This window comes from Nocardia lasii (assembly GCF_042658545.1).
Classification (GTDB): Bacteria; Actinomycetota; Actinomycetes; order Mycobacteriales; family Mycobacteriaceae; genus Nocardia; species Nocardia lasii.
In genome coordinates this window covers 146,165-166,947 of the sequence record NZ_JBHSQN010000005.1, presented here as the reverse complement: position 1 = coordinate 166,947, position 20,783 = coordinate 146,165, and the positions used below count along the sequence as shown (strand labels likewise).

Annotated in this window: 20 protein-coding genes; 12 read left to right on the top strand and 8 right to left on the bottom strand. The window is 66.8% G+C overall.

Annotated features, from left to right (window positions below; all coding sequences use genetic code 11):
* Positions 1-135 precede the first annotated feature (135 nt).
* A complete protein-coding gene (locus tag ACFP3H_RS11235; RefSeq protein ID WP_378603633.1) occupies positions 136-1,602 on the top strand; it encodes a CCA tRNA nucleotidyltransferase in 1,467 nt (488 codons plus the stop codon).
* On the opposite strand, the gene ACFP3H_RS11230 is transcribed toward ACFP3H_RS11235, so the two are convergent.
* Positions 1,603-2,418, bottom strand: coding sequence for a hypothetical protein (locus tag ACFP3H_RS11230; protein ID WP_378603630.1), 816 nt, complete (start codon positions 2,416-2,418; stop codon positions 1,603-1,605).
* A 93-nt stretch (positions 2,419-2,511) separates the two neighbouring features.
* Between ACFP3H_RS11230 and ACFP3H_RS11225 the strand changes: the two genes are divergently transcribed.
* The 3 genes from ACFP3H_RS11225 (at position 2,512) to ACFP3H_RS11215 (ending at position 4,891) form a co-directional block, all read left to right on the top strand.
* Complete coding sequence (locus ACFP3H_RS11225; RefSeq protein WP_378603627.1) at positions 2,512-3,261, top strand: LamB/YcsF family protein; 750 nt, start codon at positions 2,512-2,514, stop codon at positions 3,259-3,261.
* A gap of 15 nt (positions 3,262-3,276) precedes the next feature.
* Positions 3,277-3,942, top strand: coding sequence for a 5-oxoprolinase subunit B family protein (locus ACFP3H_RS11220; RefSeq protein ID WP_378603624.1), 666 nt, complete (start codon positions 3,277-3,279; stop codon positions 3,940-3,942).
* 70 nt (positions 3,943-4,012) lie between these two features.
* Positions 4,013-4,891, top strand: coding sequence for a 5-oxoprolinase subunit C family protein (locus ACFP3H_RS11215; RefSeq protein WP_378603621.1), 879 nt, complete (start codon positions 4,013-4,015; stop codon positions 4,889-4,891).
* Here the strand turns inward: ACFP3H_RS11215 and ACFP3H_RS11210 are convergent.
* Positions 4,860-6,383 (bottom strand): DUF4185 domain-containing protein, encoded by a 1,524-nt coding sequence (locus ACFP3H_RS11210; protein ID WP_378603618.1) that lies wholly within the window; start codon positions 6,381-6,383, stop codon positions 4,860-4,862. The genes ACFP3H_RS11215 and ACFP3H_RS11210 overlap by 32 nt on opposite strands.
* A 99-nt stretch (positions 6,384-6,482) precedes the next feature.
* Here ACFP3H_RS11210 and ACFP3H_RS11205 point away from each other — a divergent pair, with 99 nt between their 5' ends.
* Positions 6,483-6,731 (top strand): hypothetical protein, encoded by a 249-nt coding sequence (locus ACFP3H_RS11205; RefSeq protein ID WP_378603615.1) that lies wholly within the window; start codon positions 6,483-6,485, stop codon positions 6,729-6,731.
* On the opposite strand, the gene ACFP3H_RS11200 is transcribed toward ACFP3H_RS11205, so the two are convergent.
* Complete coding sequence (locus ACFP3H_RS11200) at positions 6,703-8,013, bottom strand: MFS transporter (RefSeq protein WP_378603718.1); 1,311 nt, start codon at positions 8,011-8,013, stop codon at positions 6,703-6,705. The genes ACFP3H_RS11205 and ACFP3H_RS11200 overlap by 29 nt on opposite strands.
* Before the next feature lie 156 nt (positions 8,014-8,169).
* On the opposite strand from ACFP3H_RS11200, the gene ACFP3H_RS11195 reads away from it, so the two are divergent.
* Positions 8,170-8,886 (top strand): pirin family protein, encoded by a 717-nt coding sequence (locus ACFP3H_RS11195; RefSeq protein WP_378603612.1) that lies wholly within the window; start codon positions 8,170-8,172, stop codon positions 8,884-8,886.
* Positions 8,887-8,888: 2 nt separating this feature from the next.
* On the opposite strand, the gene ACFP3H_RS11190 is transcribed toward ACFP3H_RS11195, so the two are convergent.
* Positions 8,889-9,422, bottom strand: coding sequence for a hypothetical protein (locus ACFP3H_RS11190; protein WP_378603609.1), 534 nt, complete (start codon positions 9,420-9,422; stop codon positions 8,889-8,891).
* 222 nt (positions 9,423-9,644) lie between these two features.
* On the opposite strand from ACFP3H_RS11190, the gene ACFP3H_RS11185 reads away from it, so the two are divergent.
* From ACFP3H_RS11185 to ACFP3H_RS11170, 4 genes are all read left to right on the top strand, one after another.
* Positions 9,645-10,499 (top strand): helix-turn-helix domain-containing protein, encoded by an 855-nt coding sequence (locus ACFP3H_RS11185; protein WP_378603606.1) that lies wholly within the window; start codon positions 9,645-9,647, stop codon positions 10,497-10,499.
* A 10-nt stretch (positions 10,500-10,509) separates the two neighbouring features.
* The gene (locus ACFP3H_RS11180) at positions 10,510-10,869 is read left to right on the top strand and encodes a DUF397 domain-containing protein (protein ID WP_378603604.1); all 360 of its coding nucleotides are present in this window, start codon (positions 10,510-10,512) and stop codon (positions 10,867-10,869) included.
* Between the two features lie 52 nt (positions 10,870-10,921).
* Positions 10,922-12,937, top strand: a complete 2,016-nt coding sequence (locus tag ACFP3H_RS11175) for a M13 family metallopeptidase (RefSeq protein ID WP_378603601.1) — start codon at positions 10,922-10,924, stop codon at positions 12,935-12,937.
* Positions 12,938-13,004: 67 nt separating this feature from the next.
* Complete coding sequence (locus tag ACFP3H_RS11170) at positions 13,005-13,754, top strand: MBL fold metallo-hydrolase (protein WP_378603598.1); 750 nt, start codon at positions 13,005-13,007, stop codon at positions 13,752-13,754.
* A 41-nt stretch (positions 13,755-13,795) separates the two neighbouring features.
* Here the strand turns inward: ACFP3H_RS11170 and ACFP3H_RS11165 are convergent, their stop codons facing one another.
* A complete protein-coding gene (locus ACFP3H_RS11165; RefSeq protein ID WP_378603715.1) occupies positions 13,796-15,082 on the bottom strand; it encodes an IS256 family transposase in 1,287 nt (428 codons plus the stop codon).
* Between the two features lie 738 nt (positions 15,083-15,820).
* Positions 15,821-16,810, bottom strand: a complete 990-nt coding sequence (locus tag ACFP3H_RS11160) for an Rpn family recombination-promoting nuclease/putative transposase (RefSeq protein ID WP_378603595.1) — start codon at positions 16,808-16,810, stop codon at positions 15,821-15,823.
* An 801-nt stretch (positions 16,811-17,611) separates the two neighbouring features.
* On the opposite strand from ACFP3H_RS11160, the gene ACFP3H_RS11155 reads away from it, so the two are divergent.
* Both ACFP3H_RS11155 and ACFP3H_RS11150 read left to right on the top strand, forming a co-directional pair.
* Positions 17,612-17,860 (top strand): FitA-like ribbon-helix-helix domain-containing protein, encoded by a 249-nt coding sequence (locus ACFP3H_RS11155; RefSeq protein ID WP_378603592.1) that lies wholly within the window; start codon positions 17,612-17,614, stop codon positions 17,858-17,860.
* Positions 17,861-17,863: 3 nt separating this feature from the next.
* Positions 17,864-18,271 (top strand): type II toxin-antitoxin system VapC family toxin, encoded by a 408-nt coding sequence (locus ACFP3H_RS11150; protein ID WP_378603589.1) that lies wholly within the window; start codon positions 17,864-17,866, stop codon positions 18,269-18,271.
* A 17-nt stretch (positions 18,272-18,288) separates the two neighbouring features.
* Here the strand turns inward: ACFP3H_RS11150 and ACFP3H_RS11145 are convergent, their stop codons facing one another.
* Both ACFP3H_RS11145 and ACFP3H_RS11140 read right to left on the bottom strand, forming a co-directional pair.
* Positions 18,289-19,365: an ABC transporter ATP-binding protein gene (locus ACFP3H_RS11145; protein WP_378603586.1), complete on the bottom strand. Its 1,077-nt coding sequence runs from the start codon at positions 19,363-19,365 to the stop codon at positions 18,289-18,291.
* Positions 19,366-19,436: 71 nt separating this feature from the next.
* A complete protein-coding gene (locus tag ACFP3H_RS11140; RefSeq protein ID WP_378603583.1) occupies positions 19,437-20,765 on the bottom strand; it encodes an ABC transporter substrate-binding protein in 1,329 nt (442 codons plus the stop codon).
* Positions 20,766-20,783 lie beyond the last annotated feature (18 nt).

Here is a 20,783-nt window from a genome sequence, read left to right as displayed (position 1 = left end):
CGCCGCGGCTGGCGGCGTCGACTGTTCGCGCGATCGGCCGGAGGAGACACCCGCTCAGCTTATAGGGAAGAAGGGCGGTGGTTCTGAAGGGCGACGGTAGGGGAAAGGATTCGACGCGGTCGGTAAGGTGCCTATGTGGTTTCTCCTGACGTTGTCCCTGGTGCTGTGGCGGATCGTCGTGCTCGCCTGCTGGCGGGGGCGGCGGTGACACTGGGGCAGCTCACCGACGTGCTGACGCCGTTGGGGGCGATGTTCGCCGAGCGGGGACACAGTCTGTATCTGGTGGGCGGCAGCGTGCGCGACGCGGTGCTCGGACGCCTTGGCAACGACCTGGATTTCACCACCGACGCGCGGCCGGAGGTCGTGCAGGAGTTGCTGCGGGGTTGGGCCGATCACCTGTGGGATACCGGTGGGCTGGCGTTCGGCACGGTCAGCGCCGCCAAGGACGATCAGCAGCTCGAGATCACGACGTTTCGCGCCGATACCTACGACCGGGTCTCGCGCAATCCCGAGGTGACCTTCGGCGACACCCTGGAGGGCGACCTGGTTCGCCGCGATTTCACGGTCAACGCGATGGCGGTGAAGATCGCCGCCGACGGCTCGCTCGAGTTCGTCGACCCGCTCAACGGCATCGACGCCCTGCTCGAGGGTGTGCTGGATACGCCCGCGCTGCCGCAGGATTCGTTCGACGACGACCCGTTGCGGATGCTGCGCGCGGCCCGTTTCGTGGCCCAGCTCGGTTTCGACGTGGCCCCGCGGGTGCGTGCGGCGATCATCGAGATGGCCGAGCAGATCGACCGGATCACCGCCGAGCGCGTCCGCGCCGAGCTCGACAAGCTGATCGGCGCCGCGCACCCGATCGACGGCATCAACCTCATGTGCGACACGGGTCTGGCCCAGCGGGTGCTGCCCGAGGTGCCCGCGATGAAGCTCGAGATCGACGAGCACCACCAGCACAAGGATGTGTATCAGCATTCGCTGACGGTGCTCTCGCAGGCGATCGACCAGGAGGAGGGCGATCCCGACCTGGTCCTGCGCTGGGCGGCGCTGCTGCACGACATCGGCAAACCCGACACCAAGCGCAACGAGCCCGCGGGCGGGGTGAGTTTCCACCATCACGAGGTGGTCGGCGCGAAGATGGTCCGCAAGCGGATGCGCGCGCTGAAGTACCCGAAGGCGTTCACCGAGGAGGTCGCCCGCCTGGTGTTCCTGCACCTGCGTTTCCACGGTTACGGCAAGGGTCAGTGGACCGATTCGGCCGTGCGTCGCTATGTCACCGACGCCGACGACCTGCTCGATCGCCTGCACAAGCTGGTGCGCGCCGACTGCACCACCCGCAACAAGCGTCGCGCCGCCGCCCTGCGGTCGACCTATGACGAGCTGGAAACGCGCATCGCGGTCCTGCGCGAGCAGGAGGATCTGGCCCGGGTGCGCCCGGATCTGGACGGCAACGCGATCATGGAACTGCTCGGCCTGCCGCCGGGTCCGCAGGTGGGTAAGGCATGGAAGTTCCTGAAGGATCTGCGCCTGGACCGTGGCCCGATGACCCACGAGGAGGCCGAGCAGGCCCTGCGGGAGTGGTGGGCGGCCGAGCAGGCCTGATCAGAACACGATCAGCGTGGTCCCCGCGATGATCGCGTCCCTGATCTGGGTCAGGTCGAACGAGCCGGTGGTCTCGGGCAGTTCGAGCCGGAACTTCACCACGTCCCCGCGTCGGTGCGCGTAGGAGATGCTCGCCCGGTTGGGCAGGTCGTCGAGCAGCAGCGCGGGCGCGGGCACGGCCCGCTTGGGTAGTCGGATGCCGTACCAACTGGCCTTGCGAATGTCGATGTCGAGCAGGTTGTCGTAGACCTGCGCGTCCACGATCGCGCTCATCTTGCGGGTGCGGTGCGCGGCGACGATGCGCCCGTGCGCGTCCAGGCGCACCCGCCAGTCCAGGTTCTGGGCGTCGACCCACTCCACCAGCGCGCCGACGCTGATCGTGCCCTCGATGTCGAGCTGTTGGACGCGCACCTTGGTCGGCACCCCGGGAATAAGCCGCACCCCGTGCGCGATCACGGTGACCGTTTCGAACGGATGCGAGTCCCACACCAGGTCCGAGAGCACCGTTTTGGACTGGAAGTGCGCGCCGCGCCTGCGCACCTTGAACGTGTCGAGGGTGGCGGTGAGGTCGTGGCCGAGCAGCGTGGCGTCGACTTCCTGCCCGCCGAAGCGGCTGAGGATGCCTTCACTGAGCACGGTCATCAGCACGTCGGGCATGAGCGCGGTGATCGTGCCGGAGCCGAGATCGGCCACCGGATCGGCCCAGGACGTGGTGAAACCGAGCCACTGGTCGATCCATGACGGGTCGAGCAGACGCTTGCCGATATCGAACGCGCCCGCCAGTGACCAGGACTTCGGGTCGAAATACGTGGCCATGATGCTCCGAGCGTACTTGGCCGAGGTCGCGGAAACCATGAGTTGTGGTGTGCTGGGGAGACTTCACGATCCCGAAAGACCGGAGGGCAGCACGTGCCGCTGGACCTGAACAGTGACCTCGGCGAGGGTTTCGGCCCGTGGCGCATGGGCGAGGACGAGGCCATGCTCGACATCGTGACCAGCGCGAACATCGCGTGTGGTTTCCACGCGGGCGATCCGTCGATCATGCGCCGCACCTGCGAATCGGCCGTGGCCAAGGGTGTGCGGATCGGCGCGCATGTCGGCTATCGCGATCTGGTCGGTTTCGGGCGCCGCGATATCGCCATCGCCCCGGCCGACCTGCGCGATGAGGTGCTGTATCAGATCGGCGCGCTGCAAGCCTTCGCCCGAGCCGCCGGCGACCGGGTCCGCTACGTGAAACCGCACGGCGCCCTCTATCACGCGGCCGCCCGCGACCGTCTGCTCGCCGAAGCCCTGGTCGCGGCGGTTTTCGAGGCCGATCCGACCCTGGCGCTGCTCGGTCCGGCGGGTACCGAATTGGACCGGGCCGCACAGCGCGTGCGTTTCGTCGGTGAGGGATTCGCCGACCGGGCCTACACTGCGACAGGTTCGTTGGCCCCGCGCGGTGTTGCCGGGGCGGTGCTGCCGCCCGACGACGCCGTCGCGCAGGCGACATCTCTTGCGCTGTCGGGGACCGCGCGTACCGTAGACGGTCCCGGGACGGTCGCCGTGTCCGTGGCCAGCGTGTGCGTCCACGGCGATTCTCCGGCGGCCGTGCAGATGGCCCGCCGGATTCGGGGGGCGCTCGACGAAGCCGGAATACCGGTGGAGCCGTTCAGCTGAGGGGTGGGAGGCACGATGAAGACTGATTGGAACGCACGGATCCGACCGGCGGGCGACCGCGCGATGCTCATCACGCTCGATGACTCGCGCCCGGTGCAGCGCCTGGCTTCGGCGTTGCGCGTGCACGCCATCGCCGGCGTCGAGGATGTGCTGCCCGCGGCGGAAACGGTGCTGGTCACCATGCATTCGGTCACCTACGGCACGCAGGTGCGCCGCGAGTTGGTCGCGCTGCTCGATCGTCTCGACCAGGAATTGCCGGGTCCCGATGTTTCCCGTGGAACAGTGCCCGATCCCGAAGCGGTGCTGGAGATCCCGGTCCGCTACGACGGCGCCGACCTGCCCGCGGTGGCCGAGCTGCTCGGGCTCACGGTCGCCGAGGTCATCGCGGCGCATACCGGCACGGTCTGGCAGTGCGCGTTCGTTGGTTTCGCGCCCGGTTTCGGCTATCTCACCTCGCCCGACGGCAGGCTCACGGTGCCGCGTCGCGCGGTCGCCCGCACGGCCATTCCGGCGGGTTCGGTGGCCCTGGCGGGTGGTTACTCGGCGGTGTATCCGCGCGGCACGCCGGGCGGATGGCAGCTGATCGGCAGTACCGATCTGCGAATGTGGGTGGTGGACCGTGATCCACCCGCGCTGGTGCGGGCGGGTTCGGCGATCAGGTTCGTCGCGTCCGAGGATTAGCCGCTTCGGCGGGACACGCAATGGCTGCTCAACGATGCGCCGCCTCGACAGCGAATCGGGGAGAGATCGCATGCTGATCTTTATCGAGCGGGTGGGACCGCTGGCGACGGTGCAGGACCTGGGCCGCCAGGGTTGGTTCGATTCCGGCGTCGGACAGGCGGGTGCGGCCGATCGCGGTTCGCTGCGGTTGGCCAATCGCCTGGTCGGCAACCCGGAGGACTTCGCGGCCATCGAGGTGCTGCTGGGCGGGTTGGTGTTGCGCGCCGACGGGCACCTCACCGTGGCCGTCACCGGCGCCCCCGCCCCCGCGCTGATCGACGGCACCCCGGTCGGCCACGCCAGTGTGCTGGAACTGAACGAGGGTCAGGTCCTCGAACTCGGCCTGGCCACCAGCGGCTTACGCAGCTATGTGGCGATTCGCGGCGGGATCGATGTGGCGAAGGTGTTGGGCTCGCGCAGCCGCGACACCCTGTCCGGGATCGGTCCCGACCCGCTGGTGGCGGGCATGCAGGTGGCGATCGGTCCGCCGCCGCGCACCCTGCCGACCGTCGAATTCGCGCCGGTCCCCCTCCCCCCGGATGTGCTCGAGGTCCGTGCGTGTCCCGGCCCCCGCGCCGATTGGTTCACCGATCCCGGTCAGCTGTTCCGCGGTTCGTGGGTGGTCACCGCCGATACCGACCGGGTCGGCGCGCGCCTGGACCGGCTCGACGGGCCACCGCTGGTGCGCTCGATCGCGCGGGAACTGCCCTCGGAGGGGGTCGCGCTCGGGTCGGTGCAGGTGCCGCCGAACGGTCAACCGGTGGTCTTCCTCGCCGATCACCCGATCACCGGCGGTTATCCGGTGATCGCGGTCGTGCTCGACGCCGATGTCGACCGGGTCGCCCAGGCGCGTCCCGGCGAGCGGCTGAAATTCGTGATCAGCGCGGCGGATTCAGGCGCGCGTGCATGAGGTACACGTTGTAGCTGTCCCACGCCGAGATCGTGAAGTACAGGTCGTGCGCCGTCGACCAGGGGTGGATGAACCCGCCGTAGGCCTTCGGGTACATCTCGGTCGACACCAGCGGCACCGTCGAGGTCCACGCGCCCTGCGGTTCGGCCGCTGTGCGCAACACGATCTGGTTCGCTATCGCGTCGAGGTACACCATCTGCCACTGGCCGCTGTCGGCGTCGAAGCGCACGGACAGCTCACTGGCCGTGCCCGCCACCAGCGGCGTCGCCGAATTCTCCGCCGCGGGCGCCCAGTTGCCGTTCACCCAGTACTGGTAGGCCGTCTTGTTGAGCACATCGGCCGCGCGCACCCTGGCCAGGCCGATCACGCCGATGCGCCCGTTGGGGGTGCCGAACATGTACACGTACTCGCCGTGCGGCACCATCGCCGCCACCTGGAAGCGTCCGAGGCCGAACATGTTCTCCCAGCGGGCGTGTTGATCTTTGGTCCAGGTCTGGCCGCCGTCGTCGGAGTAGGCCAGGCCGCCGTAGTTGGTCAGCCACATGCCGGGGATCTTCGACCAGTGGTTCACCGACATGTAGCTCATGAATTGCCGTGTGCCGAGGGCGAATCCCGAGGTCGGGATGGTGGTGGTCTCCCAGTTCTTGATCTTGCGGCTGCCGAGCAGTTCGGCGGCGTGGCACGGGCTGTCCTGGACCATCGACTCGATGGTGATGCCGTCGTGCAGGTCCCGGTCGGTGCTGAAGGCGAGCGCGTTGGAACGCCAGTCGGCGGTGTCGGAGCCCGCGCCGCCGTAGACCCAGCCCTCGCCGAAGGTGTCGCCGAAAACCATGGCCACCCTGCCCGGTTCGGTCTCCCAGAACAGGCCGAGGTCGGTGCCGTCGACCTGCCAGCGCATATCGGTGCGGTTGGTCGAGCCGGGCCCGGTGACCTGCTCGACCAGGCGCACGGATTCCACCTGCGCGGGCGCGACCGGCGCGGCGACCGGTCCGGCCTCGGCCGGTCGGATCACCGGTGCGGGCGCTTGCTGGGCGGGCTCGCCCTCGCCGCCGGGCACCGGGATCGGAATGGGTTCGATCTCGGGCTGGATCCTGATGCGCGGCACGGCGATCGCCGACCCGGTGGAGGTGGTCTCGTCGGTGGTCGCCGGTTCGGGTTCGGGGGTGTCGCGCACCGTCGGGCACGGATTGCGGCACGGGTCGGCGGGCAACGGCACCTGGGCGACCCGGGTCTGGTCGTGCGGCGGATCGGGCACCGGCACCGGCGTCAGCTGCGGCACCCAGACCGGGATGTCGATGCTGGGCGGCAGCGGGGGCGCGGGCGGCGCGGCCGGATCGGGCAGGCGGTTGACCGGGTCGAATCCTGTTTCGCCGCACAGGTTCACCGGCGGCGGCTGCCACGGCAGCGGCGCGGCGTGGGCGGGAACGGCCAGGAGCGCGGTGAGCGCCACGGCCACGGTGACAGTCGCGTGCGAGACCGGTTGTGCGCGCATTCGTCTCCCGAATCAGGGTTATCGAGCCGCCGGCGGATCCCCGGCGAACTCGTGCGAATTTACCGGAACCGAATGCGTTCGCGGTGCGTCCAAACAGATGTGAGCGACATCGAGTACGTCTTCGGGATCGGTGACGGCATCGCCGGGCACTGGTATGGCCACGGCCTGGCCGACACGAGCGTGGCCGACGCACTGTGGATCGATTACGACGCCGGGATCGAGGATGCGCCGTGGCCGACGGGCGTGTCGCTCGACGACGACATCCCCGACATTCCGCTGGCCACGGTCGATTACCGGAAGGTGTTGGCGCAGGAGCCGGTCAAGCCACCCTGGCACGACGGGAATTGAGCAGCACGGCCGCGATGCCGAGCGCGTACACGCCCGCCCCCGCCAGCACCACCCCGATCGATCGACCGTCGGCCGGGATCACCAGTGCGGTCACCGCGATCGCCGCGACGAACGAGATGTTGAAAACCGTGTCCTGCAGGGCGAATACCTGTCCGCGCTGATCGTCGTCGATGTCGATCTGCATGCTCGCGTCGCCGGTCAGTTTGATGGTCTGGCCGGCCAACCCGAGTCCGAACGCGCCGAACAGCAGCAGCCGGTGCGCGTTGTCGACGCCGGTTCCGGTGGCGAGCGCGATCGGGGTCACCAGGGTGAGCTGCACGATCACGGCGGTGACCAGTCCGAGCAGCACCGTGCGCGGTCGGCCCAGGCGTGGGATCAGAACGGGCGCGAGGATCGCCGCGATCAGCATGCCCGCCGCCGCGAAGCCGATCGCGACGCCGAATCCGACCAGTCCGCCGCTCATGTCGGTGTCCTGGCCGGGTTGGCGCAGTACCAGCACCATGATCAGCGTGTTCATGCCGAACACCACGCGGTGCGCGCCGATGCCGATCATCGCCGTGGTCACCTGCGCGCTGTGCCAGACCGCTCGCGCGCCGGTGCGCAGGCCGGTCGCGATGGCGTGCACGGTGCTCTCGGTCGCGGCCGAGCCCCGATCGGGTCCGAGCACGTGCGGCCGGAACCCGAGGGTCAGCACCGCGCCGACCACCGAGCCGATGCCCGAGAGCGCCACCGCCACCGCCGAGGCCGCGTCGCCCGCGCCGATCAGCGCGATCACCGCCACCGAGGCCGCCGCGCCGATCCCGGCGCACACCGAGGCCACCGTCGCCAGCACCGAGTTCATCGGCACCAACCAGCGTTGTTCGAGCACCCGAGGCAGCGCCGCCGACACCCCCGCCAGCACGAACCGGCTGATTCCCACCGTGGCCAGCGCGAGCACCAGCAGCAGCGTCTCCCCCGCCCCCGCGAACAACGCGATCGCCGCGGCCGCGATCAGCACCGCCCGCGCGATGCTCGCGACCAGCAGCACCCCGCGCCGATCCCACCGGTCCAGCAGCGCGCCCGCGTACGGTCCGAGGATCGAATACGGCAGCAGCAGCACCGCGAATCCGGCGGCGATGGCCAGCGGATCGGTTTCGCGTTCGGGGTTGAACAGGATCGCCCCCGACAGCGCCGCCTGGAACATGCCGTCGCCGAATTGCGCGGCCAGCCGCAGCAGGGCCAGGCGCGGCATCTGCGGATTTCGCCGGAAAACGCCGCGCGACTCGCGCAGCAGTTGCCGCATCGTGGTCGGCTGCTCAGCTGCCGCATGCGAGCCGTCCGGGGGATGCGTCGACACCGCCATGACCCTAGTGCCACCGATCGGTGCCAGAATCGAAGGGTGACGCCCACATCACCGCCTGCTCCCCCGCGGATCGAACTCCACCGCGGTGGCGACCGGATGAAGACGCGGATCCCCTGGTTGGACTCGAAGCACTCGTTCTCCTTCGGCGAGCACTACGACCCCGACAACACCCACCACGGCCTGCTGCTGGTGAGCAACGAGGACGTGGTGCTGCCCGGCGAGGGTTTCGACACCCACCCGCACCGGGACATGGAGATCGTCACCTGGGTGCTCGGCGGCAGTCTCGTGCATCAGGATTCGCTGGGGCACAACGGTGTCATCTATCCGGGTCTGGCCCAGCGGATGAGCGCAGGCACCGGCATTCTGCACTCGGAGAAGAACGATTCGTGGCGGCTGGACGGAAATACCCACGACGAGCCGGTGCATTTCGTGCAGATGTGGGTGGTGCCCGATGAGCCCGGCGTGGATCCGGGCTATCAGCAATTGGAGATCGACGACGAACTCGCGCGCGGTGAACTGGTGACCGTGGCGTCTGGTCTGCCGCGCTATCGCGACCGCACCGCCATCGCGATCAATTCCTCGCACGCGGCCATGCACGTGGCCCGCTTGGCCGCCGACAGTCCCGCTTTCACCCTGCCGGACGCGCCCTACCTGCATGTTTTCGTGGCGCGCGGCGAGGTCGATGTGGAGGGTCTGGGCACCTTGTCGCAGGGCGATGCCGTGCGGTTGACCCGGTCAGGTGGGCAGTCGGTGCGTGCGCACGGCGCGGCCGAGGTGTTGGTCTGGGAGATGCACGCGCGCCTGGGCGGGTGAGTTCAGGCCGAGCCGGTGGTGCTGCGCAGCAGGGTCGAGGACCTGGCGTTGGTGCGGGTGGCGGCGACGATCTGCGCGAAATCGGGGCGGAAGTCGCCGTCGGGGGCCTGCATCCAGGTGCGGTAGCCGCTGCGTTCGTCGGCCGGGGAGGGCAGGACGATATCGCTGCCCGGCAATGCCACCGAGGCGCAGACCCGGAACAGTTCGGCGAACAGTTCGGTGTCGAGATAGGAATTGTCGACCGGTCCGGTGAGGAAGGTCCAGCGGCCCGAGCGGGGGTGGGCGATGATCGGCCCGCAGCGTAGGCCGCGGGTGGTGAGCAGCCCGCGCACGCGTTCGCCCAGCGTCGATGGCATCACCACCGCGCCGACCGCGCCGATCTCGAGCACGATGCGCCCGAGGTTGGCGTCGACGACGCCGTAGAGCCCGTGGTGTTTTCGATAGTGGCGACAGCGTGCCAGTGCGTCCTGGGTGACCGAGAATTCCTCGGCCGCCGTGAACCCGCCCTTATCCTCGTCAGTGCGCAACGTGCTCATCACGACCTCGTCTCTGTCGACGCTGGACTCGGATGTAGCTGTGAATTCGCTCGATCGGGGAAATCTCGGGGAGCGCTGTACCGTCACGAGCGGATGGCGCAGGAAACTTTTTCATAACGGCAGGTTGTGAGGGAAAATCACCGTTCTATACAGCCTAGTGCCGCACAACCGTGCTGACAATAGTCAGTAGCTGGCGTGTCGAGCGGCGTACGATAACGGTTTATGGCACCCGTTTCGCCGACCGTCGCGCGGTGGGAACTCGTGCTGCGTCTGCGCGATCTGCGCGAGCAGCGCGGCTTCGATTCGGCCGGATTCGCCCGCCGCGTCGGCTTCACTCCCGCCAACTGGTCGCACGTGGAGAAGGGTCGCCGGGTGCTCACCCGCACCACTATCGAACCGGTGCTCGACCTGCTTGATGTGGGGCTCGAGGAACGGCGCGAGATGCTCGAATTGCTGGAGGCGAGCAAGGATCGGGGCTGGTGGGCGACCACGTCCGCCGCGCTCATCGGCCCGGAGTTGCAGCGGTTGTACGGCATGGAGGCCGGCGCGCGCAGTATCCGCAGCTACGACAGTCTGATCGTGCCCGGCCTGTTGCAGACCGAGGCGTACGCGCGGGCGCTGATCAGCGCCGATGTGATGATCCGCCCCGTCCAAGTAGACCAATTAGTCTCGATCAGGCTGCGCCGCCAGGAGCGTTTACGCGAACCCGACCCCCTCGAACTCACCGCCGTGCTCGGCGAAGCCACCCTGCGCCAGCAGACCGGCGGCCCCGAGGTCCTGCGCGACCAGCTCCGCCACCTGGTCGCCCTCGTCCGCGAACTCGACACCGTGGACGTGCGCGTCATCCCCTTCACCGCCCCCGAGGGCGCCGTACTCGGCGGTTCCAGCTTCCACCTCCTCGACTTCGCAAGCGACCAGCTACCGACCTTCGCGTGGGCCGAGAGCGCCGTCTTCGGCGGCCACGTCGACGACGCCGACCAGGTCCGCGATCTCGACTTCGCCTACGTCCGCGCCCGCGAACAATCCCTGTCCCGCACCGATTCTCTGGCCCTGATCAGTGACTATGCGAGCGTGTAGAATTCGACCCATGTCCGCCACCGCTCGACCTCACCCGGCCGACAACGGCTGGTTCACTTCCTCGTACTCCAACAACGGCAACCAATGCGTCGAAGTCCGCTTCACGGAAAACGCCGTCCAGATACGAGACAGCAAGTTCCGCCGCACCCAGGCAACCGCCCCCCAACCCGTCATCACCGTCCCCATCCCGGTCTGGATGGCCTTCCTCGCCGCCCTCCGAACCACCACCCCCCACCCCACCCTGATAGCCACCACCACCCCCGACGGCTCAACCACCCTGCACCACAACCGAGTAACCCTCCACTTCACCGCCCCCGAATGGACAGCCTTCCTGTCCGGCGTCCACGCCGACGAATTCGCCTGCGCGTAGTCGGTACCGATCGTCGGCGTGCGCACGCCGATGTTTGGGCATACTGGAGCGCGTGACTTCGGATCTGAGCAGCCCCTCCGGTATCGATCTGTCCTTCCGTAACGAGGATGTGCGGGTGCAGGACGATCTGTTCGCGCATGTCAACGGGCAGTGGTTGGCCGGGTATGAGATACCGGCGGATCGGGCGGTCGACGGGGCGTTTCGCACGTTGTACGACCAGGCCGAGCTCGATGTGCAGGCGATCATCCAGGACAGTGCGGCGGGGGCGGCCGATGATGCCGACGCGCGCAAGATCGGGGATCTGTACTCGAGTTTCATGGCGACCGATGTGGTGGCGGCGGCGGGGTTGGTGCCGGTGGCCGACGAGTTGCGCGCGATCGCCGAGGTTGCCGACGCGAGTGCGTTCGCGGGTCTGCTCGGTCGGTTGCAGCGCACCGGGGTTCGGGGGGCGGTGGCGTATTACGTCGACACCGACGACAAGAACTCCACCCGGTACCTCGTGCACGCGACCCAGTCCGGGCTCGGTCTGCCCGACGAGTCCTACTATCGCGCAGAGGAATTCGCGCCCATCCGCGAGGCGTACATCGCGCACATCACCAAGATGTTCACCATCGCGGCCGCCGATGCTTCGCTGGAAGGTCTGGTTCCCACCGATCCGGCCGAGGCCGCGCAGCGCGTGTTCGAGCTGGAAACCACGCTCGCCGCGGGACATTGGGATGTGGTCCGGCGTCGCGATGCCGAGAAGAGCTACAACCTCACCACTTTCGCCGACCTCATCACCGAGAATCCCGAATTCGACTGGGCGGCATGGGTAGACGGCATCGCCGAAGGACTCGACCGCGACGGCGCCGACCTGTTCGCCGAACTCGTGGTCCGCCAGCCCGACTACCTGCGCGCCTTCGCCACCGCGTGGGCCGAAGTGCCGCAGGCGGATTGGCAGGCGTGGGCGGCATGGCAGGTCCTGCACGCCCGCGCCGGATTCCTGACCGACGAGCTCGTCGAGGAGAACTTCGACTTCTACGGCCGCACGCTCACCGGCGCGCAGGAGAACCGCGAACGCTGGAAGCGCGGCGTGTCGCTGGTACAGGAGTTGCTGGGCGAGGCCGTCGGCAAACTGTATGTGGCACGGCACTTTCCGCCGCAGGCCAAGGAACGCATGGTCGAACTGGTCGCCAACCTGCAGGAGGCCTACCGCCGCAATATCGCCGAGCTCGAGTGGATGGGCGCCGACACCCGCGCGGCCGCGCTGACCAAGCTGGAGAAGTTCACCCCCAAGATCGGCTACCCCGACACCTGGCGCGACTACTCCGCCGTCGAGATCGACGCGGGCGACCTGGTCGGCAACTATCGCCGCGGCCACGCCGCCGATCACGACCGTGACCTGGGCAAACTGGGTGGTGAGGTGGATCGCGGCGAGTGGTTCATGACCCCGCAGACCGTGAACGCCTACTACAACCCCGGCATGAACGAGATCGTGTTCCCCGCCGCGATCCTGCAGCCGCCGTTCTTCGACATGAACGCCGACGACGCCGCCAACTACGGCGGCATCGGCGCGGTGATCGGCCACGAGATCGGCCACGGTTTCGACGATCAGGGCGCCAAGTACGACGGCGACGGCAACATGCAGGACTGGTGGACCGACGAGGATCGCGCCGAGTTCGGTAAGCGCACGAAGGCCCTGATCGACCAGTACGACGTGCTCTCCCCCGCCGAGTTGGCCGACGAGCACACCGTCAACGGCGAGTTCACCATCGGCGAGAACATCGGCGACCTGGGTGGTTTGTCGATCGCGCTGGCCGCCTACAAGATCTCCCTCGACGGCGCCGAGCCCCCTGTCATCGACGGTCTCACCGGCCTGCAGCGCGTGTTCTACGGGTGGGCGCAGGTGTGGCGCACGAAGGCGCGCCAGGAGGAGGCGATCCGCCGCCTCGCCGTCGACCCGCACTCCCCGCCGGAGTTCCGCTGCAACGCGGTGGTCCGCAATATCGACAGCTTCTACGAGGCTTTCGACGTCACCCCCGACGATGCCCTGTTCCTCGAACCCGAAGCGCGAGTGACGATCTGGTGATGTGCGCGCCGACCCTGCCGACGCGTCGGTAGGGTCGGACCACGTTGTCCGTGAAGGGGGTAGGTCAGTGCGTTATGAGCAGGTAGCCGACGAGGTGTTCGTCATCCGCGGCACCGACGTGAACATGTTCCTCCTGCGCGAGGGCCGCGACCTCACCCTGATCGACGCGGGTTGGTACGGCGACGCCGGAATCATCGAGCACACCGTCGAGGCGCTGGGCCACAAACCCCAGGACATCCAAGCCGCCCTGCTCACCCACGCCCACCTCGACCACGTCGGCGCCCTCAACCACCTCCACACCCGCTACGGCATCCCCGCCTACACCAGCCCCACCGAGGTAGGCCACGCCAAGGGCGAATTCCACGAATCCGCAACACCTTTGGATGTCATCAAACGCCTGGGCGACTACTCCACCTGCTGCTGGGCCCTCCGCATCACCCGCGCGGGCGGCCTCCGCAAAAACCCGGTCCCCCACATCCACCCCTTCCCCACCGAAGGCCCCCTCGACCTCCCCGGCGCCCCCACCCCCATCCCCACCCCCGGCCACACCTCCGGCCACTCCGCCTTCCACCTCCCCCAAGCAGGCGCAATAGCCACCGGCGACACCCTCGTCACCGCCCACCCCACCTCCAAACACCAAGGCCCCCAACTACTCCCCCGCTTCTTCAACCACAACACCGAAGAAACCCTCGCGGCCCTCACGCCCCTGGCCCTCCTCCCCGCCGACCTCCTTCTCCCCGGCCACGGCCCCACCTTCTCCCAGCCAATTGCCGATGTCGTAGCAGCAGCCACCACCCACGCCACTACTCTCACCTAATCGGGTCTGTCAAGATAACGGTGTAACTTGTTGTCAGACTTCTAATCTCGGTTAGCGGTCAAGCGTCCGTCGAAGGCGATGTCGAACGCGTTGAGTGCCGCTTTCCACCGCATCACCCACTTCCGCTGACCCGTGCCGGTCGGGTCGAGACTCATGATCGCCATGTAGATGCATTTGAGCGCGGCTTGCTCGTTCGGGAAGTGCCCACGAGCACGCACGGCCTTGCGGATACGGGCGTTGACCGACTCGATCGCGTTGGTCGTGCAGACGACTTTGCGGATCTCGACATCGAAGGCAAGGAACGGGGTGAACTCGGCCCACGCGTTCTCCCACATCCGCACGATCGCCGGATACTTGGTGCCCCACACCTCGACGAACTCGTAAAACCGTTCCAGCGCTGCTGATTCCGTCGGCGCGGTATACACCGGCTTCAATGCTTTGGCGATCGCGTCCCAGTCCTGGCGTCCCGCGTAGCGAAACGACGCGCGCAGCAGATGCACCACGCAGGTTTGCACCACCGTGGCCGGCCATACCTGGTTGATCGCGTCAGGGAAGCCTTTGAGCCCGTCGCACACGCACATCAGCACGTCTTCGACGCCGCGGTTACGCAGCTCGGTCAGCACCTGCAACCAGAATTTCGCCCCTTCACCTCCGTCGCCGGCCCACAAGCCGAGGATGTCGCGGCGGCCTTCGACGGTGACCGCCAACGCCACATAGATCGGCCGGTTGGCGACTTTGCCGTCACGGATTTTGACGTGGATCGCGTCGAGGAACACGACGGGATAGACCGGGTCCAGGGGCCGGTTCTGCCATTCGGTCATCCCGTCGATGACTTTGTCGGTGATCGTGGTGATGGTCTGTTTGGACACCTCCACGCCATACACCTGTTGCAGGTGAGCGCAGATTTCTCCGTGGGTCAGGCCCTTCGCCGACAGTGATAACACCATGTTCTCGACCCCTTCGAGGCGGCGTTGGCGTTTACGCACCAGTTGCGGCTCGAAACTGCCGTCACGGTCGCGAGGTACGTCGATCTCGACCGGGCCGACATCGGTGACCACGGTCTTGGATCGGGTTCCGTTGCGGGAGTTCCCGGTTCCCCGTCCCGCGGGGTCGCTGTGTTCGTAGCCGAGGTGGTCGGTGATCTCGCCTTCGAGTGCGGACTCGACGACCAGTTTGGTCAATTGCGCCAGCAGCCCGCCTTCGCCGGTGAGTTGCAGCCCGCTATCGCGGGCTTGGGCCACCAGCTGCCCGACCAGGTCGGCATCGACTACCGAGTCGCGTTCCTTACGTTTCGCCACCTCGCCAGTATCGGCCAGGTCGGCCAACATCACATCAGTCATGAAGTGCTACTCCTTGTTTGGAGTTACACCCTTGTTCTTACAGTCCCACCTAATCCGAGTATCGGGTTGTGATGGGGACGAGGTCACAGGGATACGGAGGACGAAGTGCCCGAAACTGTTGACGCAGCAGCCGTTCGCAAATTTTCTGGGACGTATTGGTTGGTATCGTTCGTGGTCAGCGCCCTGGCAACCCTCGCCGGTGGAGCGCTGGTAGCCAATTCATGGGCCACTTGCGAAGTCGGTGTGAACGTTGGCTCGAGCACTATTGGACTGGCATTATTCGACCTGCCGCTTGTTTTCTTTCCATTGTTCGCGGCATGGCTCCTGATATTGCGATCCACTCTCCGTCAGGGGCAATGGTCTCGTGCAGGTGGAGTTATTTTCGCAATCCTGGTGTCACTGTTCGCAGTTTGGTTGATCTTTTCGTGGCGGCACAATCCCGGCGGCCACTACCCGGCGCCGATCTGTCCACCGGACAATGTTCCGCCGTGGTGGCCATCATGGATTCCTGTGTAGGAGCCACCGACCGCACACTGGGCGGCGGGAGATCAGGTGCTGCTCAGCGCAGGATGTCGGTGAGTGAGTTCGCGCTACCGGCTGTTGTTCTCCTGGTCGAACACGGCAGAGATGGACCGCGAGAGCCTGGACTGCCGGCACCCAAGGCAATGTGACCATCTACGCCCCGTGAGTGCGACCGCCGTGCTCACGGGGCGTTTCCGGCGGTTTTCAGCGAAGGACTTCGACTACTGAGTCGGCGGTGAGGATGCGGTCGCACCAGGTGCGCAGTTGTTCCATGGGGGCGTGCTCGACGCGGGCGCGGTCGCTGGCTTCGAGGGTGCCGAACTTGAGCGTGAGCAGCGAAATCAGCGTTTCTGACACACCCTCGGTCCGGCCTTCGGTTCGGCCTTCGGTCCGGCCCTCGTTGCGGAGGGTTTCGGCGATTGTCACGATGATCTCCTCTGCCTTGGGGCCGAGTTTGCTGGTCAGCGGTTGCAGGCTGGTGTGGTCGCCTTGTTTGAGTGTGAACAGGTAGTTGAAGGCCTGGGCGAGCAGTCGTGCGCCGTCTGGGCTGTGCAGGATCTGCTCGAACAGGTCGACATTGGCCATCATATCGGAGACGACGTCGGGATTGCGGCCGACGATTTTCTGCATGAACAGCATCAACATCAGTGGTTCGTTGAGGGGGCGGGCGCGCAGCTGGTCGATGGTCAGGGGTGAAACATCGTCGACCAGGTATTCGAAGTGCGGGATCACGCTGGTGAGCAGCGTGCGGGTGGGGTCGTCGGCCTTGATGAGATCGGCGAATTGAGTGGGTGCCGTCCACCGGCGTCGACTGCGGGAGCTGTGGACGATGAGCGGGATGATGGCGGGCAGGGTGGTGGCGCGTGGGTGGTCGTCGAGGTAGCGGCGCCAGATGTGGACCATGTAACTGAGGAGCCGGTAGGCCATGAGCGGGTCGTTCTTGGTTTGGTGCTCGATGAGGATGTAGATGTAGGCGGGGCGCTGGTTGAGGGTGGTCTTGTACAGGATGTCGCCGTATTCGGCGCGCTGGTCCTCGGTGATGAAGCTGGTCGATTCCAGGCGCAGGTTGTCGAGGTCGAGGTGGGCGACGAGTTCGGGGTCGAGGATGTCGCGGAGTTCGCTGGCGGCGTTGGCGGGGTGGGAAAGTACTTCGCGGGCGTAGATGTCGTGGCTGTTGAACGTACCTTTCGGCATTGTTGAAAACTCCTGTCTCGCAATGGTTGTGGTAGATCCGCTGGGAGGGAAGGGAAGTGGCGGGAGGGCAGGGGTACCCCAGTACCGCGGGTACTAGGTGCGCCCGGATGGGTCCGCCGGTCAGTCGGTCGTTTCGTCTCGGTTGGTTCGCACAGGACGCCGGGTATTGGTCGGCCGGTCCTCGGGACTGGGGTGTTGGGCAGAGTCCTGCCGTTGGACGCAGTGCGCGGGGAACCCGGGTGTCGTCCGACGGCCGTCCCGCGACCACGCGGGAGCGCTCCGAGTCCGCCTTTACGCGCGGCTCTGCCTCATCGGAATTGGCGCAGTTGCCCCTCTGACGGGCGACGACTGCGCGGGTGAGGCGCATCGCCCGTGGTGCTCGCTCGGGCGCACAGCGGCAAGCGGGGGAAGGTGGCTGAATAGCCGAATGCGGTAGGCTTCTCGCCTACGGCGTCGGACTGGTGTCTCAGTTCCTCGCCCAGGGCCTCACGGGAGTTGCTACCTCCTGTGGGGCCTGACTTGTGCTGCGAGAGTAACACATTGGCTAACGGGGGATTTCGGCGATCGTCGCAGCTCGGTGGCGTGCTTCGCGCAGGTCAGCCCGCGAAGAGATCAGCGGCGACTTTTCCCGGGGTTCCTCACGGCTATAGCTTGTGCACACCAAAGTATAGTAAGTGCACGGTTGCTGTACTTTACGAACGTTTCTATGCGGCCACTGACATCCTCGCCGCGATCGGCCGTCGCACGGTGGCGGCGCTGTCCTAGCGACTGGCCGCAGATCCGGCGACGCATGAGCATGTCATGAGCATGTTGTTCTGGGGTATGGCTGTCGCGATCCAGATCAAGGATGTTCCCGAAGAGGTCCGTGACGTGCTTGCCAAGCGGGCGGCCGAGCGCGGGCAATCCACCCAGCAGTACCTGCGCGGACTCCTGGAACAGGAGTACCGCCGTGAGCGCAACAAGCGGCTGTTCGAGGATATACACATCCAGCGCGGCACGACGATGCCTGCGGACGAGATGGTGGAGTTCATCCGGAGCGGACGGGACTAGCCCGTGCTCGTTGTCGACGCGTCCGCGATGTGCGCGGCCCTGTTGTGGCAGAACGAGTTCGGACAGCGCGCGAGACTCGAACTCGGCAAAGACACCGACTGGGTCGCCCCGTCCCACCTTCCGCTCGAGGTCGTCCGAACGCTTCGCAAGGCCGTGCTCTCGCGGTATACCAGCCAGGACGACGCGAACGAGGCATTCCGCGCACTCGCGTATTCAGGCATCGAGTACATCGGCGTGGACAGCGCCCTCTTGGCGCGAATGTGGGCGCTGAGCCACAACGTGTCCTCCTACGACGCGGCCTACCTGGTGGTGGCCGCCGAGAACGAGTCGCCGCTGGTGACCTGCGATGTGCGGCTCGCCGAAGCCGCCGAACAAGCCAAGGTCGATGTCGAGGTCCGGGTAGTCCGCTGAATGGTGGAGGCACTGTCCTAGCGAATCCGCAGGTCCGTTTCCGCGTCGAAGAAGAAGATTTCGTCGGGCTTGGGGCGCAGGTGCAGGGTTTGGCCGAGGGTGGTGTGGAAGCGGCGGTCTACGCGGACGACGATTTTGCCGGAGCGGGTGGACCAGTCGGTGCCCGCGCCGTGGGTGTAGACGAAGGATTCGGCGCCGAGTTCCTCGAGGAGTTCGGTGACGACGGGCAGGGAGGTGGGGTCGGTGGTGACTTCCCAGGATTCGGGGCGGATGCCGAGGACTACGCGGGGGCCGGAAGCCTTGTGTGGCAAGGGGATTCGGACGCCGTCGAGGACTGCCGCGCCGTCGACGACGGGGGCCTCGAGCAGGTTCATGCCGGGGGAGCCGATGAAGCCGGCGACGAAGGTGTTGACGGGGTTGTCGTAGAGCTCGCGGGGAGAGGCGATCTGCTGGAGGGTGCCCTCGCGCAGGACGGCGACGCGGTGGCCCATCGTCATGGCCTCGACCTGGTCGTGGGTGACGTAGACGGTGGTGGTGCCGAGGCGCTGTTGCAGGGCGGCGATCTGGGAGCGGGTCGAAACACGAAGCTTCGCATCGAGATTGGACAGCGGCTCGTCCATGCAGAAGACCTGGGGGCGGCGCACGATCGCGCGGCCCATGGCGACGCGTTGGCGTTGGCCGCCGGACAGCTTGGCGGGTTTGCGGTCGAGCAGCGGTTCGAGTTCGAGCATGGCGGCGGCCTCGCGCACGCGAACGAGCGTGTCGGACTTCGACATTCCCGCGTTGCGCAGCGCGAACCCCATGTTCTCGGCCACGGTCATGTTCGGGTACAGCGCGTAGCTCTGGAACACCATCGCCACGTCGCGCGCCCGGGGCGGCAGGTCGGTCACGTCGCGTTCGCCGATCCGAATCGTGCCTGATTCAACGGATTCCAGTCCGGCGAGCATTCGCAGGCTCGTGGACTTGCCGCAGCCGGAGGGCCCGACCAGGACCAGGAACTCGCCGTCGGCGATGTCGATGTCGAGTGCGTCGACAGCGGGGGCGTCGGCACCGGGGTAGCGGTGGGTCACACCGTCGAACTGCACTGTCGCCATGGCGAATCACTCCTACAGACACACGAATGAGAACGGGCCGGTGGCACGAGTACCACCGGCCCGCGGGTGAATTACTTGGGCAGCTTGGGCGTGATCTGCCGGTCGATGATCGCCTGCACGTCGGCGGCGACCTTGGCCAGAACCGTTGCGGGGTCGGCGTTCTGGAGGCCGATCTGCTCGTAGCCGGTGCCGATGATCTGGTCGGCGCCGGGCACGAACACGCGGGCGTAGTCCTGCGACTTGGCCACCGAGAGCTGGTCGATGGCGACCTTGGAGTTCGGGTTCTTGGCCAGGAAGTCGATCTCGGATGGGTCGGTGACCGCGGACTTGCGCACCGGCATGTAGCCCGTGTTCTGGGTGAAGTACGCGGTGTTGGCGGCGTTGGTGATGAACTCGATGAACTTGAGCGCGTTGACCTTTCGCTCATCGGAGATCCGCGAGGGCACGGCGAGGCCCGCGCCGCCGGTGGTGACGCCGGGGCCGTTGGGGTGCGGCAGGAAGGCGGTGCCGAGTTCGAAGTTGCCGGTGGAGTTCTTGAGGATGCCCTTGAGGTCGCCGGTGGAGGCGATGGTGGAGGCGGCCACGCCGGTGCCGAAATCGACCGCGATCTGCGGGCGGATGGCGGCGTACTTCTTCACGTTGATGGATTCGCGCAGGTAGGTGGCCGCCGCGATCGAGCCCGGATCGGTGAACTTGAGGGTCCACTTGTCGGAGTAGGCGCCGCCGAAGGTCCAGTTCGGGCCCTGGAAGGTCCAGCCGAGGTAGTTCTTGGCGTCACCCCAGGCGTGGGCGAACTTGTCGCCGCCGACCACGGACTGGATCTTGGGGCCCCACTCGTCGAATTCCTGCCAGGAGTTCGGGCCGCGGTCGGGCAGGCCGGCCTTCGCCCAGACGTCCTTGTTGTAGTAGAACAGCGGGGTCGAGCGGGCGTACGGCAGCGCGTAGTGCTTGCCGTCGAACAGGTAGTCGGCGGCAAGGGAGTCGACGTAGTCGTCGAGCTTCACCCCGGCGGCACCGAAGTGGCCGTCGAGCGGTTCGATGGCCTTGCTCAGCGCGTAGTTGAACCACCAGACATCCGACAGCACAACAACATCGGGCAGTTCGCCGCCGGTGAGCGCGGCGTTGAACTTCTGCGCCACCTCCTCGTAGTTCTTGCCCGCGTCGACCAGGTTCACCTTCAGGTCGGGGTGCTTGGCCTGGAACCGGTTGATCAGTTCCAGCTCCAGCTCCTTGGAGGTGCCGGGGTGGTTGGACCAGAAGGTGATGGTGCTCGCGTCACCGGAATCACCGGATCCGCCGCCGGTACCGGCGCAGGCGGTCAGTGCCAGCGCGGCGGCGGCGCCACCGGTGAGGCCGAGGAAGCCGCGGCGGTTCAGCGCCGGGAATCGTGAAGTGGACACGTGGAACTCCGTTCGAGA